We start from the raw sequence: 15,973 nt of genomic DNA, 5'->3' as shown, positions 1-15,973 counted from the left end.
TCGGCCTCAGCAGCTCGCGAGCCGGTCGGACAGCGCGGTCTTCTCCGCGGACTGCAGGGCCAGCCCCCAGCGATACTTCGTCGCCACCCACATCTTGGCGTAGGTGCACCGGTAGGTCGTGCGGGTCGGCCACCACGTCGAGGGGTCCTGGTCCCCCTTCGACCGGTTGGAGGAGGCCGAGACGGCGATGAGTTGGGGGCCCTCGAGGTCGTTGGCGAAGTCCTCGCGCTCCTGGTCCGACCACGAGTCCGCGCCGGAGCGCCACGCCTCGGCGAGCGGGACGACGTGGTCGATGTCGAGGTCGCTGCCGTCGGTGAAGGAGGCGCCGTCGTACTCGCTGAACCAGTCCCCCGACGTGGGCCGGCAGTCCGAGCCGACCTCGACGTCGTCGCCGTCCCGGGCGAGGACGGTCTCGCGGGTGTCGCACCCGTCGACGGTGATCCAGTGGTTGAACTCGTCGCGGTCGTAGCCGGTCATCGACCCCTCCGTCTCGACGGGCAGGGCGTCGAGCTGGCTGATGGCGGTGGCCGTCGACGGGATGCCCGGGGGCGATGCGGTGGCCGTCGCGGCCGGCGCCAGGGCGATCGAGGTCGCCGCGGTGGCAGCGAGGACGGAGCAGGTGGCGCGCAGGCGCATGGCGGGTCCTTGACGGTCGGGTGCCGGGGCACGAGCGACGCTAGGGCCGGACCTGGGACCGCGGGTGAACACGTGGTCAGGGGCGGCCGGGGACCCCGTCAGGGATGCGTCAGGGAGGTCAGTGCGGGGCGATGATCCGCAGCGCCACCCACATGAGCGGGATGACGAGGACGAGCGAGTCGAGCCGGTCCATGAGGCCACCGTGGGCCGGCAGGATGTTGGACATGTCCTTGATCCCGAGGTTGCGCTTGAGGCTGGACTCGATGAGATCACCGATCGTCGCCACCGGGGCGGTGAGCGCCCCGAGGATCGCGCCCTGCCACCACGCCCCGTCGAGGGTGAGCGGGATGGCGATCGCGCCGACCGCGGCGCACGAGATGACCGAGCCGGCGAAGCCCTCCCAGGACTTCTTCGGGGACAGCTTCGGCGCCATCGGGTGCTTGCCGAAGAGCACACCGAAGGCATAGCCCCCGATGTCGGAGAAGATGGTGATGAGGATGAAGACGAAGATGCGCCACTGGCCCTGGGGCTCCGCGAGCATCATCGCGGCGAAGCCCGCGAGCAGGCAGGGGTAGAGCAGGATCAGCGCACCGGCACCGACATCACGCAGCGCCCCCGCGAGCCCGTCGGCGACCCGCCAGACGAGCGTGGCGACGAGGGTCAGCGCGGCCGCGAAGACGAGCGCCTCGGCCCCGCGGACGTAGGCGGCGACCGTCATGCTCACGGCGCCGATGGCGACCGGGGCGAAGGGGGCGTAGAGCCCCCCTTCGCTCAGGGCCTGGCGCATCTCCCACACCGCCACGACCATGGCGACGCAGACGACGACGAGGAAGGCGACGGGGTGCAGCGCCAGCGAACCGGCGGCCACGCCGCCCAGGGCGACGCCGGTCGCGATGGCGACGGGCAGGTTGCGCCCGGCACGACTCGTCGGAGCGGCCGGGGCGGGCGCGGCCGCCCGGACGGAGCGACGGGTCGCGGACTCGGGCTCGGTCACATCAGACCTCGGAGAGCTCGGCTTCCTTGGACTTGAGCAGGGTGTCGACGGTCTCGACGTACTTCTTCGTCAGCGCGTCGAGCTCCTTCTCGCCCCGGGTGCCGTCGTCCTCGCCGACCTCGCCGTCCTTGACGAGCTTGTCGATGGTGTCCTTGGCGGCACGTCGGACGTGGCGGATCGAGATCTTGGCGTCCTCGCCCTGCGAGTGCGCCAGCTTGATGTACTCCTTGCGCCGCTCGGCGGTCAGCTCGGGCATGGTCACGCGGATGACCGTGCCGTCGTTGCTCGGGTTGGCGCCGAGGTCGGAGTCACGCAGCGCGCTCTCGATCGCGCCCATCGACGACTTGTCGAAGGGGGTGATGAGCAGGGTGCGGGCCTCGGGCGTGGCGAAGGAGGCGAGCTGCTGCAGCGGCGTCGGCGACCCGTAGTAGTCGACGAGGACCCCGCTGAAGAGGCCCGGGTTGACGCGACCGGTGCGGATCCCGGCGAAGTTGTCCTTGGCCACCTCGACGGCCTTGTCCATCTTGTCCTGGGCCTCGAGCAGTGCGTCCTCGATCATTGGGGCTCTCCTTGTCCGGCCGTGGCGGCCGTGGCGGGCGGGCGGCGGGTGCCGCGGTGGTCTGGGGTCAGTCTCTCACTCAGGCGTGGACGAGGGTGCCGATGGACTCGCCGAGCAGGGCACGGGTCACATTGCCCTCGCCCTCCATGCCGAAGACGAGCATCGGCAGCTTGTTCTCCCGGCAGAGGCTGAAGGCCGCGGCGTCGACGACCCTGAGGTCCTGCTGGAGCGCCTCCTCGTAGGTGACGCTCTCGAGCTTGCGGGCGTCGGGGTTCTTGCGCGGGTCGGAGTCGTAGACTCCGTCGACGCCGTTCTTGGACATCAGCACCGCGTCGCACTTGATCTCCAGGGCGCGCTGGGCGCTCACCGTGTCGGTCGAGAAGAAGGGCATGCCGGCGCCGGCGCCGAAGATGACGACGCGGCCCTTCTCGAGGTGGCGGATCGCGCGGCGCGGGATGTAGGGCTCGGCGACCTGGCCCATCGTGATGGCGGTCTGGACGCGGGTGTCGACACCGGCGTCCTCGAGGAAGTCCTGCAGCGCAAGGCAGTTCATCACGGTGCCGAGCATGCCCATGTAGTCGGCTCGGGTGCGGTCCATGCCCTGCTCCTGCAGCTGGGCGCCACGGAAGAAGTTGCCGCCGCCGACGACGATCGCGACCTGGACTCCCTTCGCCACGGCCTCGGCGATCTGGTCCGCCACACCGCGCACGACGTCGGGGGCCACCCCGACCTTGCCGCCGCCGAAGACCTCGCCGGACAGCTTGAGGAGGACGCGTCGGTAGGGGGTGGTGGTCTCGTCGGACACGGGTGTGCTCCCTGTGGTCGAGGGCGAAGGGGGATCGCCCCGATCCTTCCACAGGTGCGGCCCGACAGAGGACTCCTCGGCAAGGACCGGCGACGACCCGGCGGCGAAGGGAGATCACCGGGACCCTGCTTGACATTTTGTGACCAGTTGTCAAGTTACCCGATCGTCAGTACCGTCACCGCAGCAGGACCACTCGACGACGAGGAGCTGTGGCATGGCGACGATGGTGTCGGCAGACGGACAGGTGACGTGGCGCGATCGCAAGCGCCATCTGTGGCTCATCGGGCTGGTCGTGCCCTCGCTGGCCTTCGTGGCCTACCTCGGCTACGCGACGACCGGCTGGCACTGGTGGTTGTGGCTCGGCCCGATCATCATCCTCGGTGTCATCCCGGCGATCGACCTGCTCGTGGGACGTGACGCGCACAACCCGCCCGAGGAGCTCGTCAAGGCGCTCGAGGCCGACCGCTACTACGCGTGGATCATCTACGCCTACGTCCCGATCCAGTACCTCGGCTTCGCCGCGGCGATGTACCTCATCGCCCGGGGCAACCCCACGCCCGACGTGCTCGGTGCCCTCGGTCTGGGCGACCTGGCGGCCGACCTGCCGGAGCGACTGGGCACTCCCTTCGAGCTGACGACGATCGACAAGATCGGGGCGGCGGTCTCGATCGGCTGCGTCGGGGGCATCGCCATCAACACCGCCCACGAGCTGGGCCACAAGCGGCCGCAGCACGAGCGCTGGCTGTCCAAGGTGGCGCTCGCGCAGAGCGGCTACGGGCACTTCTTCATCGAGCACAACCGCGGCCACCACGTCCGGGTCGCGACGCCCGAGGACCCGGCGAGCTCGCGGCTGGGCGAGAGCTTCTACGCCTTCTGGCCTCGCACCGTGATCGGCTCGCTGCGCAGCGCGTGGCGCCTCGAGGCCCGCCGGCTGGCCCGCCGCGGAAAGCACCCGTGGCGCCTCGACAACGACGTGCTCAATGCCTGGCTCATGACGCTCGTGCTCTGGGCCGCGCTCGTGCTGTGGCTCGGGCCGGGGCTGCTCCCCTACCTCCTGCTCCAGGGCTTCATCGGGCTCAGCCTGCTCGAGGTCGTCAACTACCTCGAGCACTACGGGATGCTGCGGACCAAGGTCCACCACGGGGACGTCGAGCGCTACGAGCGCGTCCTGCAGAGCCACTCGTGGAACTCCGACAACATCGCGACCAATGTCTTCCTCTACCACCTGCAGCGGCACAGCGACCACCACGCCAACCCGACGCGGCGCTACCAGGCCCTGCGCACCTTCGACGAGGCCCCGGTGCTGCCGACCGGCTATGCGGGCATGATCGTCCTCGCCCTCGTGCCCCCGCTGTGGCAGCGGGTCATGGACCCCCGGGTCGCGGCCCACTTCGACGGCGACCTGACCCGGGCCAACATCGACCCACGCAAGCGGGAGCGGATCCTCGCCGCGCACTCGGCCCGGCAGGACCGCGCGTCGGGCGGGGCCACGGCGATCGCCGTGCTCGAGGCGCCCGCGCTGCCCGAGGCGCCAGACGACGTCACGGCCGCGCGCTGCCCGGGCTGCGGCTACCGCTACGTCGTCGCCGCCGGTGACGAGCACGAGGGTTTCGCGGCGGGCACGGCCTGGGCCGAGGTGCCGAGCGACTGGACCTGCCCCGACTGCGGGGTGCGCGACAAGCTCGACTTCGTCGTCGAGGCCGGCGCGGCGTGACCGACTCCCCGCTGCGCGCACGGATCCTCGACGCCACCGCCGGTCTGACGATCGGCGGTGGCTGGGCCGCGGTGTCGATGGGCAAGATCGCCTCCGCGGTCGGCGTCAGCCGCCAGACCGTGCACACCGAGGTCGGGACCAAGGCCGAGCTCGCCGAGGCCCTCGTCATCCGTGAGGTCGAGGGCTTCCTCGGGGAGGTCATCGCCGGCTTCGACGGGGCGCCCGACGTGCCCACCGCCATCGAGGCGTCGATCACCCGCGTGCTGCAGCGGGCCGAGGACAGCGCCCTCGTGCGCGGCGTCGTGTCCGCCGCCCACGGCGCCGACACCGAGCTGCTCCCGCTCCTGACGACCCGACCCGAGCACCTGCTCGAGCTGGCGACCGCGACCGTCCAGGGGCTCGTCGCCCCCTTCGCCCTGCCGCTGCCGCAGGCCCGGATCGACGCGACGATCGAGGTCATCGTCCGGGTGGCGCTGTCGCAGGTGATGCACCCGACGGGCACGCCCGAGCAGGTCGGCGAGCACCTCGCCTGGATGGTGCGGGTCGTCCTCGACGCGATCCCGGACGGGTCCTGACGGCTTATCCTTGCCGGTCGTGAGCACCGCACCCGCCGACCGGTCGGCCCCCGTCACCGTCTCGATCACCCGCACCGTCCGCCCCGAGGACGAAGCCCTCATGCAGGTGTGGGCCGACGCGGGGACGACCCTCGCCCGGCGCTTCCCCGGCTTCCTCGGCTCGGGGTGGGTGCGCCCGTCGCTCGGCTCCGACCAGTGGCACATGCTCTACCGCTTCGCCGACGCCGCCGCGCTCGAGCGCTGGCAGGAGTCGCACGAGCGGGCCCGGTGGCTCGGAGCCGCCGCGCGCCTCGTCGAGGCGACCCGCATGGAGTCACGCACCGGCATCGAGGGTTGGTTCGACGAGCCGCACGAGGTGACCGGCGGAGACATCGCTCCTCCCGCTCCCCCGCGGTGGAAGCAGATGGTCGTCATCTTCTGCGCCTTCTTCCCCACGAGCCTGGTGCTCACCTATGTGCTCGCGATGGTCACCGAGGGCTGGCCGGCGTGGGGCCGCGTGCTGCTCACCTGCGCCATCGCCATCCCGTGGATGACGTACGTCTTCCTCCCCTTCGTCACGCGGCTCTTCCTGCCGTGGACCCAGCCGCGGCGCTCCCCGTGACCTGCCGCCGAGCATGACGAAGGGCGCCGCACCCCGGCTGGGGTGCGGCGCCCTTCGGCGGTGCGGGGTTCGTCAGGAACCGACGCGGAAGCGGGCGAACTGCGTCGCGCTCGCGCCGGCCTCCTCGAGGACCTTGCCAACGGACTTCTTGGAGTCCTTGGCGAAGGGCTGGTCGAGCAGGACGTTCTCCTTGAAGAAGCCGTTGACCCGGCCCTCGACGATCTTGGGGAGCGCAGCCTCGGGCTTGCCCTCCTCCTTGGCCGTCTCCTCGGCGATCCGGCGCTCGTTGGCGACGACGTCGGCGTCGATCTCGTCGCGGGTGAGCACGTTGGGGCTGAAGGCCGCGATGTGCATCGCGACGTCACGAGCCACCTGGGCGTCGCCACCCTCGGTGCCCAGCAGGACACCGATCTGGGCGGGCAGGTCGGGGCTGGTCTTGTGCAGGTAGGCCGAGACCTGGGGGGCCTCGACGCGGGCAACCCGCTTGACCTCGATCTTCTCGCCGATCGTCGCGTTGGCGTCGTCGAGGAGCTCCTTGACCGTCTTGTCGCCGGCCGGGGCCGCGAGCAGGCTCTCGGCGTCGGTGGCCTTGGACGCGACCGCAGCAGCGAGGACCTCGTCGGCGAGGGCGCCGAACTTCTCGCCCTTCGCGACGAAGTCGGTCTCGCAGAGGACCTCGACGAGCGTGCCGACGCCGGCCTCGGCCTGGGCCACGACGAGCCCGTTGGAGGTCGTGCGGCCCTCACGCTTGGTGACGCCCTTGAGGCCCTTGATGCGCAGCAGCTCCTGGGCCTTGGACTTGTCGCCCTCGGCCTCGTCGAGCGCCTTCTTCACGTCGAGCATGCCGGCGCCGGTGCGCTCGCGCAGCTCCTTGATGTCAGCGGCGGTGTAGTTCGCCATGTGTGTCCCGTTCTCCTTGCTCAGAGTGTGACGGTGGTCGGTGAGGTGGTGCTCAGGCCTCGGGGGTGGCCTCGGCGGCCGGAGCCTCCGGGGCAGCCTCGGCGGCGGGGGCCTCGGTGGCAGCAGCCTCCGGGGCGGCCTCGGCAGCGGGAGCCTCGGCGGCGGGAGCCGCAGCCTCGGTGCCCTCACCGGCGAGGAGCTCGCGCTCCCACTCGGCCATCGGCTCGGCCTCGACGGACCCAGCACCCTCGGTGGCGTTGCCGCCACCACGGGCCATCAGGCCGTCGGCAACCGCGTCGGCGACGACGCGGGTGAGCAGGGTGACGGAGCGGATCGCGTCGTCGTTGCCCGGGATCTTGTAGTCGACCTCGTCGGGGTCGCAGTTGGTGTCGAGGATGGCGATGACCGGGAGGCCGAGCTTGCGGGCCTCGTCGACGGCCAGGTGCTCCTTCTTGGTGTCGACGATCCACACGGCCGAGGGGACCTTGGCCATGTTGCGGATACCGCCGAGGGTCTTCTCCAGCTTGTCCTTCTCACGGCGAAGGATGAGGAGCTCCTTCTTCGTGTAGCCGGAGCCGGCGACGGTGTCGAAGTCGATCTCCTCGAGCTCCTTCAGGCGCGTGAGGCGCTTGGAGATCGTCTGGAAGTTCGTGAGCATGCCACCGAGCCAGCGGTGGTTGACGTAGGGCATCCCGACGCGCGTCGCCTGCTCGGCGATGGGCTCCTGGGCCTGCTTCTTCGTGCCGACGAAGAGGATCGTGCCGCCGTGGGACACGGTCTGCTTGACGAACTCGTAGGCGTCGTTGATGTAGGTCAGCGACTGCTGCAGGTCGATGATGTAGATGCCGTTGCGCTCGGTCATGATGAAGCGCTTCATCTTGGGGTTCCACCGGCGGGTCTGGTGCCCGAAGTGGACGCCGCTCTCCAGGAGCTGGCGCATGGTGACGACGGCCATGCCGAAGTCCTCTCTCGTTGATTGTCAGTTGTCTCCTGGTGCTCCGACCCACCCCGCCCGACCGAGATCGGGACTGCCGTGGTGTGGCCCCGGATTCACAGTGATCTGATCACCCGGCGAGGAACACGCGAATTCATCCAGACAGACTGGATGTGCCCCCCATCCTACGGCGGCGGGGCGAAGGGGGGAAATCGTCGCCCCGCGTAGCCTGCGGGCATGAGCTCACCCCTCGTCGACCGCATGGAGCCGCACGCCGAGACGATCTTCGCGACCATGTCGGCGCTCGCCCTCGAGCACGACGCGGTCAACCTCGGGCAGGGCTTCCCCGACACCGACGGACCCGCGGAGGTCCTCGAGGCGGCACGGGCGGCGGTCGCGGCCGGCCACAACCAGTACCCGCCATCGATCGGCATCCCGGCCCTGCGCGAGGCGGTCGCCGCGCACCAGGCGAGCTTCCACTCCCTTCGTCATGATCCGGCGACGGAGGTGCTCATCACCTCCGGGGCGACCGAGGCGATCGCGGCGAGCCTGCTCGGGCTGGTCTCCCCCGGCGACGAGGTCGTCACCTTCGAGCCCTACTACGACAGCTACGCGGCGGGTATCGACCTGGCGGGCGGGGTCCGTCGGACCGTCCCGCTGTCATACCCGGACCTGAGCTTCGACCCCGAGCAGCTCGCCGCGGCCTTCTCCGAGCGCACGCGCGTGGTCCTGCTCAACACCCCGCACAACCCCCTCGGCAAGGTCTTCACCCGCGCCGAGCTCGAGGTCGTCGCCGACCTCGCCCGCCGGCACGACGCGTGGGTCATCAGCGACGAGGTCTACGAGCACCTGACCTTCGGCGTGCCGCACGTGCCGATCGCGACCCTGCCCGGGATGGCCGAGCGGACCCTGACGATCGGCTCGGCCGGCAAGTTCTTCTCCGTCACGGGGTGGAAGGTCGGCTGGGTCACCGGCCCCGCTCCCCTCGTGCGGGCCGCCCGCGTCGTCAAGCAGTACCTGACCTTCACGACCGCCTCTCCCCTGCAGCACGCCGTCGCCCACGCACTGGGTCTGGGACCGCAGGTGCTCACCGACCTCACCGACTCCCTCCGCGAGCGACGCGACCTGCTCGTCAGCGGGCTCGAGGCCGCCGGGCTCGACGTGCGCCCGTCGGACGGGACCTACTTCGTCGTCGCCGATGCCGCACCCCTCGGCGTCACCGACGCCCTCCAGTGGTGCCTCGACCTGCCCGCTGCCGCCGGCGTGGCCGCCGTGCCGGTGTCGGTCTTCTGCGACGAGCCGGAGCGGATGTCCTCGCTCGTGCGCTTCGCCTTCTGCAAGCAGGTGCCCGTCCTCGACGAGGCCTGCCGGCGGCTCGCCGCCTTCACCGGCTGACCCGGACTCAGCGGACGGGCAGCAGGATCACCCGCCGGGCACCGAAGAAGGTCATCGGGTCGAGGTATGTCGGGCCGCGCCGTGCGCCGAGGTGCAGGCAGGTGGCGGGGGCGCAGTGGCCGGCCTCCGGACCGACGGTGCCGATCTGCTGCCCCCGCCTGACGCGGTCACCGGTCGTGACACTCGCGTCGACCGGCTCGTAGGTGCTGCGGACCCCGCTGGCGTGCGTGACGCTCACCGTGCCGCGGCCGGCGATCCGCCCGCGGTGCGTGACGACGCCGTCGGCGACCGCGGTGGTCGGCGCGCCCACGAAGGTCGCGAGGTCGATGCCGCGGTGCCCGGCGCCCCACTGCTCCTGCGGTGCGTCGAAGGGGGCGACGACCGCAGGAGGTGCACCGCCGCCCACCGGCCACGACCAGCGGTCGGCGGCCGGCGGGGGCGGAGGGCCGGTGAGCGCCCCGGCGAGGGCGAGGGCGACGAAGGGGACGGTGCTCATGGATCGAGCGTGGTCGCCCTGCGTCGCCGGTGGGACGGTGCCGGCGCGGCTGTGGACGGCGGAGCCAACGGCCGCGAGGGTGTGGACGACGCCGGTCAGGCGCGGGGGTGGGCCTGCTCGTAGCTGCGGCGCAGACGGTCGAGCGAGACGTGGGTGTAGATCTGCGTCGTCGCGAGCGAGGAGTGGCCGAGCAGCTCCTGGACCATGCGCAGGTCGGCGCCGCCCTCGAGCAGGTGGGTCGCCGCGGAGTGACGTAACCCGTGCGGGCCGACATCAGGGGCATCAGGGACATGGGCGAGCAGTGCGTGCACGACCTCTCGCACCTGACGGGGATCGACGCGGCGACCGCGCCTGCCGAGGAAGAGCGCCGGGCCCGAGCCGTCGACGGCCACCCGAGGTCGGCCGCGCTCGAGCCACTCGCCGAGGGCCTCGTCGGCCGGCCCGCCGTAGGGCACGACCCGCTCCTTGCGGCCCTTGCCGAGCACGCGCACGACGCGACGGCCCCGGTCGACGTCGTCGACGTCGAGGCCGGTGAGCTCGCTGACTCGGATCCCGCTGGCGTAGAGCAGCTCGAGGACGGCCCGGTTGCGCAGGTGGATCGGGTCCTCGTCGTCCGCGGCGACGGCGGCCACGTCGAGGACGGCGGTCATCCCCTCGCGGGAGACGACGTCGGGCAGGGTGCGCTGCCGCTTGGGTGACGCCAGCCGCAGCGCGGGGTCCGTGGCCGTCCGGCCGGTGCGCGTCGTCCAGGCGAAGAAGGTGCGCACCGCCGCCGAGCGTCGGGAGAGCGTCGACCGGGCCGCACCGCTCGCGGCGAGCGTGCCGAGCCAAGCGCGCAGCTGGGCGAGCGTGACCTCGGCAACGCCGTCGCTGCCCTCGGCGGCGCACCACGCCAGGCATGCCCTGGTGTCACCGACGTAGGCGCGGATCGTGTGCTCGGACCGGTCGCGCTCCCGCAGCAGGTGGGTCGCGAAGGCGTCGACGACATCGCCGACCCACGCGGGGGGCGGCGCGGGCTCGGAGGTCGACGCGGCGCTCACCCCCTCACGGTGCCACGACCCACCTCCCTCCGGGCGGAGGCGACACCGGTCACCGCCCGGCTCATCGCGCTCGCCGCCACAGCCCCCCGTCGTCCTGCTCGACCCACCCGTCGATCGACATCGTCGCGATCTCGGCGAAGACCTCCTCGACCGGCAGCACGAGCTCGGCCGCCAGCTCCCCCGAGCTCGTGCCGCGACTGCGACTGAGCAGGTCGTGGATGCGGCGCTGCGGTGGGGTCAGCGCGTCGAGCTCGCGCGCGGGTCCGAGCTGCTCGACCGGCAGGTCGACCTCCTCACCCACTCGGCCGGCGAGCGCGAGCAGGTCGGCGGTGTCGGTGACGAGGCTGCCGCGATGCTTCTGGATCCACTCGTGGCAGCCGGCCGAGGACATCTGGGTCACCGGGCCGGGCACGAGCCCGACCGGGCGGCGCATCGCCTCGGCCCAGCCAGCGGTGTTGAGCGAGCCCGACCGCAGCCCCGCCTCGACGACGAGGGTCGCCCGCGACAGGGCAGCGATGATCCGGTTGCGCGAGAGGAAGCGGTGCCGCATGGCCACGGTCCCGATCGCCAGCTCGGTGATGACGACCCCCTGCTCGGCGACGGCCTCGACGAGCCGCCGGTTGCCCTCCGGGTAGACCCGGTCCGGCCCGCACGGGAGCACGGCGATGGCCGGTCCGTGGACCGCGAGCGCCCCTTGGTGGGCCGCGGCGTCGATGCCGAAGGCCGCGCCGGAGACGACCGTCCACCCCCGACCGGCGGCACCTGCCCCGATCTCCCGGGCGATGGCCTCGCCGTAGCCCGTGCTCGCCCGCGATCCGACGATGGCGACGGCCCGGGCCGACAGGTCGGTGAGCGACCCCTGCCCCCGCACGTGGAGCAGGTGCGGGGACACGAGCGGGTGGTCGAGCGCGTCGGGCCAGTCGGCGTCGCCCGGGATCACGACCCGGGCCCCGGTGCGCTCGACGCGGTCCAGCTCGCCGTCGACGTCGACCCCGGCCACGCGTGCCCGGGCGTTGTCCGAGCGGAGCAGATCGCCGTCCACGAGCCGGTGCCAGGCCTCCACGTGGCCGACCTCGGCGAGGGCTGACTGCAGGGCGTGCGGCGCATCGCTCACCCGCTCACGTCGCAGCTCGAGCACCCGCGACCACGCGACCCGTGCGCGCCGCTCGTCGGAACCGACCATCGCGTGGGCGCGGGCGACCTCGGCACCCGTCGGGGCGCTATCGCGCTCGGGCCGCCTCACGCCGCCACCGCGCCCTGCGTGCGGTACATCAGTGCCAGACCCACATCGGTCGGGCTGGGGACCGTGCGGCCGTTGAGGTCGGCCGAGGTCCACGCCAGCCGCAGGATCCGGTCGTACCCCCGGACGGTCACCTGCCCGAGATCGAGTGCCCGGTCGAGGGTCGACGTCGTCGCCGAGGGCAGCCGCCACGGGCGACGCCGCAGCTGCGGCCCCGGGACCTGGCTGTTGAGCGACCAGCCGAGGGGCTCCCAGCGGCGTCGCTGCACCTCGCGGGCAGCCAGCACGCGGGCCGCGACCGCCTCGCTCGAGTCGGGCGGGTCCTCGCTGAGGTCGGCCAGGCTCACCTTGGGCACCTGAACCTGGATGTCGACCCGGTCGAGCAGCGGACCGCTGAGCCGCGCGGCGTAGGCGCGGCGCTCGGTCGGCCGGCACCGGCAGGCCAGCCCCTTGCCGTAGCCCTCGCCGCACGGGCACGGGTTGGCGGCGAGGACCAGCTGGACCCGCGCCGGGTAGGTGACCCGTTCGCGAGCCCGGGCGATGACCACCCTCCCGGACTCGAGGGGCTGGCGCAGCGCCTGCAGCACGGCCGAGCCGAACTCGGCGGCCTCGTCGAGAAAAAGGACGCCGTGATGGGCCTGGGAGAGTGCGCCCGGCAGCACCAGACCGGAGCCACCGCCCACGAGGGCCGCGACGCTGGCGGAGTGGTGCGGGGCGACGAAGGGAGGCACGACGTCGAGACCGGTCGGCGGGGCGGCCCCGACGAGGGAGCGCACGGCGAGGGTCTCGAGCGCCTGCTCGCGGGTCAGCGGCGGCAGGATCGTGACCAGCCGCTCGGCGAGCATGGTCTTGCCCGAGCCCGGCGGGCCGTTGAGCAGCAGGTGGTGCCCTCCGGCGGCGGCCAGCATGAGCGCCGTACGGGCCTCGTGCTGACCGGACACCTCGGCGAGGTCGAGCCGGCGTCCGCTGCGCGGCGGGCCGTCGCTCGAGGGCTCCGGCGCCTCGGGCAGCCGCTCCCCCGCACGCCGGCCGGACCGGTAGGCGAGCACGAGGTCACCGAGCGTCGTGGCCGTCGAGACCCGCACCCCTTCGACGAGCCGTGCCTCGCCGACGTCGTCGGGGGCGACGACGACGTGGTCGCACCCCGCCGCCTGGGCGGCGAGGACCGCCGGCAGGACCCCGGTCACATGACGCAGCCGGCCGTCGAGCCCCAGCTCGGCCAGGTGGGCGACCGGACGCACGGCGTCGGCCGGCACCTCGTCGCACGCCGCGAGCACCGCGACGGCGATGCCGAGGTCGAAGCCGGTGCCGTGCTTGGGGATCGCCGCCGGCGACAGGTTGACCGTCAGCTGGCGAGCGTTGAGCGAGTAGCCGGCCGAGATCGAGGCCGCCCGCACCCGCTGGGGCGCCTGCCTCAGCGCGGTGTCGGGCAGCCCGCCGATGTCGAAGGCCGGCAGACCGCGTCCGACGTGGCACTCGATGTCGACGAGGTGCCCCGTGATGCCCCTCAGCGCCACTCCGCGGGTGACCCCGATGCTCACAGCCCGTCTCCCCTGACGTGCTGGACCCGATAGGTCTCGTCCGGCAGCAGGTGCAGGGCCACGACGTCGAGTCGTACACCGCTGGAGTCGACCCGGTGCTCGGCGAGCCACCGCCCCGCGAGCCGGCGCAGCCGGGCGAGCTTGGCCCGGGTGACCGCCTCGACCGGGTGGCCGAAGGCCAGGCTCCGCCGGGTCTTGACCTCGCAGACGACGATGACGTCACCGTCGCGCAGGACGAGGTCGATCTCCCCTTCGCGGCAGCGCCAGTTGCGGTCGAGCAACCGCATCCCCTGCTTCGTCAGGAAGCGCACGGCGAAGTCCTCGCCCTCTGCTCCCACCCTGGCCCGTGTGGGCTCCACCTCGGTCATCGCGACCACCTCCGGCACCCAGTCAAGGGCGGGCGAAGGGGGCGTGGCCGGGTCCGCGCGAGGTTGTGGACGACGGCGAGCGCGGCCACGAGCATGGGGACAACCGACCCCGGCAGCCCGGGCCGCCGATGCGCGCGACGGGGCTAGAAGCCGCCCTCGGGCATCTCGAGCTCGGACTTCGCGAGCTCCTCGACGTTGACGTCCTTGAAGGTCACGACCCGCACCTGCTTGGCGAAGCGCGCGGGGCGGTAGATGTCCCACACCCACGCGTCCTGCATCGTCACCTCGAAGTAGACCTCCGCGCCCTCGCCGCGCACCTTCACGTCGACGCTGTTGGCGAGGTAGAAGCGCCGCTCGGTCTCGACGACGTGGCTGAAGAGGTGCACCACGTCGCGGTACTCGCGGTAGAGCGCGAGCTCCATCTCGGTCTCGTACTTCTCCAGGTCCTCAGAGCTCACCGGGACCTCCCTTCGCTCGTCGACGTCGCGAGCAGCTCGGGGCCCACACCCGCGACGCCCTCATCATCTCCCACGACCTGCGGCGCGACCGGGGCCACCCCCGGCAGCGACCACGAGCGGCGGTGCTGCTCGCTGGGCCCGTGCACACCGAGGGCGTCCATGTGCGCGCTCGCCGAGTAGCCCTTGTTGTCCTCCCAGCCGTAGTGCGGGTGCTCGCGCGCCAGCTCGACCATGCGGTCGTCGCGCTCGACCTTCGCCAGCACGCTCGCCGCTGCGACCGAGCTGCACCGCATGTCGGCCTTGATCATCGTGCGCACCGGAGGTGTCGACGCCCCGCCCGACAGCTCGGCGAAGAGCCCGACCTCCTCGGGGTCGGTCAGCCAGTCGTGGTTGCCGTCGAGCAGGACGAGGTCGGGCACGACGTCGATCCGGGCCAGCGCCCGCCGCCCGGCCAGACGCAGGGCGGCGATGATCCCGATCTCGTCGATCTCCTCCGGCTGCGCGTGACCGACGGCGTGCGCCAGGGACCACCGCTGCAGCCGCGGGACCATCGCCCGGCGGGCGGCCGGCGTGAGCAGCTTGGAGTCACGCACCCCGGCCGGCGCGGTGCGGCAGGTCTCGTCGATGACGACGACGCCGACGCTCACGGGCCCGGCGAGCGCACCGCGACCGACCTCGTCCATCCCGGCGAGCACCCGGTGCCCGGCCCGCTGCAGCTCGCGCTCGACACGCAGGCTGGGCTTGCCGGAGAGGCCTCGCCCGGAGCGGGGTGCGCGACGGGCGGTCGTCACGACGTGTGCGGCTCGCGCGCCGGTGGGCCCAGCGAGCGGTTGCTGCCTGCGTCCGGGACCTCCGTGTAGACCTCGGGGTAGTCGGACAGGGTCGTCATCCGGTTGAAGGGCCAGACCGTGACCACGGCTCGACCGACGACGAGGTCGATCGGCACCGAGCCCTTGTCGCCGTTGCCGCCCGGGTCGTGGAAGCGCGAGTCCGAGGAGTCGCTGCGGTTGTCACCCATGACCCACAGCCGCCCGCTCGGCACGGTGATGTTGAACTCCTGCTGGCTCGCCTCGACGCCCGGCTTGAGATAGGGCGTCTCGTCGACGGGCTCGCCGTTGATGAGCAGCCGCCCCTCGGCGTCGCAGCACTGCACGTGGTCGCCGGGCAGGCCGATGACCCGCTTGATGAGGTGGCCCTCGGAGGTGTCGGGCAGCAGGCCGACGAACATCAGACCGCTGCGGATGCCGTCGAGCACCGGTCCGCGGTCGGTCTGCGGCGACGGGCTGAGCCAGTCGCCCGGGTCCTCGAAGACGACGATGTCGCCGCGCTTGATGTCGAAGGGACCCGGCGTGAGCTTGGAGACGACGACCCGGTCACCGACGAGCAGCGTGTTCTGCATCGACTCGCTGGGGATGAAGAAGGCCTGCACGAGGAAGGTCTTGACGACGAAGGACAGCGTCAGCGCCATCGCCAGGACGACGACGATCTCGCGGACCGCCGCGCCGAGCCGGGCTCCGAGTCCGCGATCGCTGCGCTCCCGCTCCTCGCGGGCCCGCTCGCGCTCTTCGTCCTCGGCCTCGGCGTGGGCCGAATCAGGGTCGTGTGCCACAGGTCTCTTCCTCTACCGCGCCCCGTTCCGGGACGTCATCCGTTCCAGTATCGCTGCTCGGGTGCCGCAGGACGGCATCCGAGCCCCCCGTGTCCGAGCCCGTCCGCG

Annotated in this window: 18 protein-coding genes and 1 pseudogene; 5 read left to right on the top strand and 14 right to left on the bottom strand. The window is 72.2% G+C overall.

Annotation, left to right across the window (positions count from 1 at the left end; genetic code table 11):
- Nucleotides 1–6: 6 nt before the first annotated feature.
- From NMQ01_RS05075 to pyrH, 4 genes are all read right to left on the bottom strand, one after another.
- Nucleotides 7–636: an HNH endonuclease family protein gene (locus NMQ01_RS05075; protein WP_255185779.1), complete on the bottom strand. Its 630-nt coding sequence runs from the start codon at nt 634–636 to the stop codon at nt 7–9.
- 118 nt (nt 637–754) lie between these two features.
- The gene (locus NMQ01_RS05070; protein WP_255185778.1) at nt 755–1,630 is read right to left on the bottom strand and encodes a phosphatidate cytidylyltransferase; all 876 of its coding nucleotides are present in this window, start codon (nt 1,628–1,630) and stop codon (nt 755–757) included.
- Between the two features lies 1 nt (nt 1,631).
- Nucleotides 1,632–2,189: a ribosome recycling factor gene (gene frr, locus NMQ01_RS05065; RefSeq protein WP_255185777.1), complete on the bottom strand. Its 558-nt coding sequence runs from the start codon at nt 2,187–2,189 to the stop codon at nt 1,632–1,634.
- Nucleotides 2,190–2,268: 79 nt separating this feature from the next.
- The gene (gene pyrH, locus NMQ01_RS05060; protein ID WP_255185776.1) at nt 2,269–2,994 is read right to left on the bottom strand and encodes a UMP kinase; all 726 of its coding nucleotides are present in this window, start codon (nt 2,992–2,994) and stop codon (nt 2,269–2,271) included.
- A 214-nt stretch (nt 2,995–3,208) separates the two neighbouring features.
- On the opposite strand from pyrH, the pseudogene NMQ01_RS15900 reads away from it, so the two are divergent.
- The 4 genes and pseudogenes from NMQ01_RS15900 to NMQ01_RS05040 form a co-directional block, all read left to right on the top strand.
- Nucleotides 3,209–4,309: pseudogene (locus NMQ01_RS15900) on the top strand (alkane 1-monooxygenase); the annotation flags it as partial.
- Nucleotides 4,310–4,513: 204 nt separating this feature from the next.
- Entirely contained in the window at nt 4,514–4,708 is a 195-nt protein-coding gene (locus NMQ01_RS15950; RefSeq protein ID WP_255186323.1) for a rubredoxin, read from the top strand.
- Nucleotides 4,705–5,283 (top strand): TetR family transcriptional regulator, encoded by a 579-nt coding sequence (locus NMQ01_RS05045; protein WP_255185775.1) that lies wholly within the window; start codon nt 4,705–4,707, stop codon nt 5,281–5,283. The genes NMQ01_RS15950 and NMQ01_RS05045 overlap by 4 nt, the downstream gene beginning before the upstream one ends.
- Nucleotides 5,284–5,302: 19 nt before the next feature.
- Entirely contained in the window at nt 5,303–5,884 is a 582-nt protein-coding gene (locus tag NMQ01_RS05040) for an antibiotic biosynthesis monooxygenase (RefSeq protein WP_369694849.1), read from the top strand.
- Between the two features lie 72 nt (nt 5,885–5,956).
- Here NMQ01_RS05040 and tsf read toward each other — a convergent pair whose 3' ends face one another.
- Together tsf and rpsB are read right to left on the bottom strand one after the other, a co-directional pair.
- The gene (gene tsf, locus NMQ01_RS05035; protein WP_255185773.1) at nt 5,957–6,784 is read right to left on the bottom strand and encodes a translation elongation factor Ts; all 828 of its coding nucleotides are present in this window, start codon (nt 6,782–6,784) and stop codon (nt 5,957–5,959) included.
- Nucleotides 6,785–6,836: 52 nt separating this feature from the next.
- Entirely contained in the window at nt 6,837–7,739 is a 903-nt protein-coding gene (gene rpsB, locus NMQ01_RS05030) for a 30S ribosomal protein S2 (RefSeq protein ID WP_255185772.1), read from the bottom strand.
- A 216-nt stretch (nt 7,740–7,955) separates the two neighbouring features.
- On the opposite strand from rpsB, the gene NMQ01_RS05025 reads away from it, so the two are divergent.
- Nucleotides 7,956–9,113: a pyridoxal phosphate-dependent aminotransferase gene (locus NMQ01_RS05025; RefSeq protein WP_255185771.1), complete on the top strand. Its 1,158-nt coding sequence runs from the start codon at nt 7,956–7,958 to the stop codon at nt 9,111–9,113.
- 7 nt (nt 9,114–9,120) lie between these two features.
- Here the strand turns inward: NMQ01_RS05025 and NMQ01_RS05020 are convergent, their stop codons facing one another.
- The 8 genes from NMQ01_RS05020 to lepB all read right to left on the bottom strand — a co-directional run bounded on the left by NMQ01_RS05020 (nt 9,121) and on the right by lepB (nt 15,865).
- The gene (locus NMQ01_RS05020; RefSeq protein ID WP_255185770.1) at nt 9,121–9,609 is read right to left on the bottom strand and encodes a murein hydrolase activator EnvC; all 489 of its coding nucleotides are present in this window, start codon (nt 9,607–9,609) and stop codon (nt 9,121–9,123) included.
- Between the two features lie 95 nt (nt 9,610–9,704).
- A complete protein-coding gene (locus NMQ01_RS05015) occupies nt 9,705–10,649 on the bottom strand; it encodes a tyrosine recombinase XerC (RefSeq protein ID WP_255185769.1) in 945 nt (314 codons plus the stop codon).
- Between the two features lie 61 nt (nt 10,650–10,710).
- Nucleotides 10,711–11,892 carry a DNA-processing protein DprA gene (gene dprA, locus NMQ01_RS05010; RefSeq protein ID WP_255185768.1) on the bottom strand — a complete coding sequence of 394 codons (1,182 nt, stop codon included), beginning with the start codon at nt 11,890–11,892 and terminating at the stop codon, nt 10,711–10,713.
- Entirely contained in the window at nt 11,889–13,430 is a 1,542-nt protein-coding gene (locus NMQ01_RS05005; RefSeq protein ID WP_255185767.1) for a YifB family Mg chelatase-like AAA ATPase, read from the bottom strand. Before NMQ01_RS05005 ends, dprA begins: the two co-directional genes overlap by 4 nt.
- On the bottom strand, nt 13,427–13,798 hold the full coding sequence (locus tag NMQ01_RS05000; protein ID WP_255185766.1) for a YraN family protein: 372 nt from the start codon (nt 13,796–13,798) through the stop codon (nt 13,427–13,429). The genes NMQ01_RS05005 and NMQ01_RS05000 overlap by 4 nt, the downstream gene beginning before the upstream one ends.
- A gap of 143 nt (nt 13,799–13,941) precedes the next feature.
- On the bottom strand, nt 13,942–14,256 hold the full coding sequence (locus NMQ01_RS04995) for a DUF2469 domain-containing protein (RefSeq protein ID WP_255185765.1): 315 nt from the start codon (nt 14,254–14,256) through the stop codon (nt 13,942–13,944).
- Nucleotides 14,253–15,047, bottom strand: a complete 795-nt coding sequence (locus NMQ01_RS04990; RefSeq protein WP_255185764.1) for a ribonuclease HII — start codon at nt 15,045–15,047, stop codon at nt 14,253–14,255. Before NMQ01_RS04990 ends, NMQ01_RS04995 begins: the two co-directional genes overlap by 4 nt.
- On the bottom strand, nt 15,044–15,865 hold the full coding sequence (gene lepB / locus NMQ01_RS04985) for a signal peptidase I (RefSeq protein ID WP_255185763.1): 822 nt from the start codon (nt 15,863–15,865) through the stop codon (nt 15,044–15,046). Before lepB ends, NMQ01_RS04990 begins: the two co-directional genes overlap by 4 nt.
- Nucleotides 15,866–15,973: the final 108 nt, after the last annotated feature.

Origin of the sequence: Janibacter sp. CX7 (assembly GCF_024362365.1) — a bacterium.
GTDB lineage: Bacteria > Actinomycetota > Actinomycetes > Actinomycetales > Dermatophilaceae > Janibacter.
The sequence above is the reverse complement of the archived record's forward strand: the minus strand, read 5'-3'. Positions and strand labels throughout refer to the sequence as shown.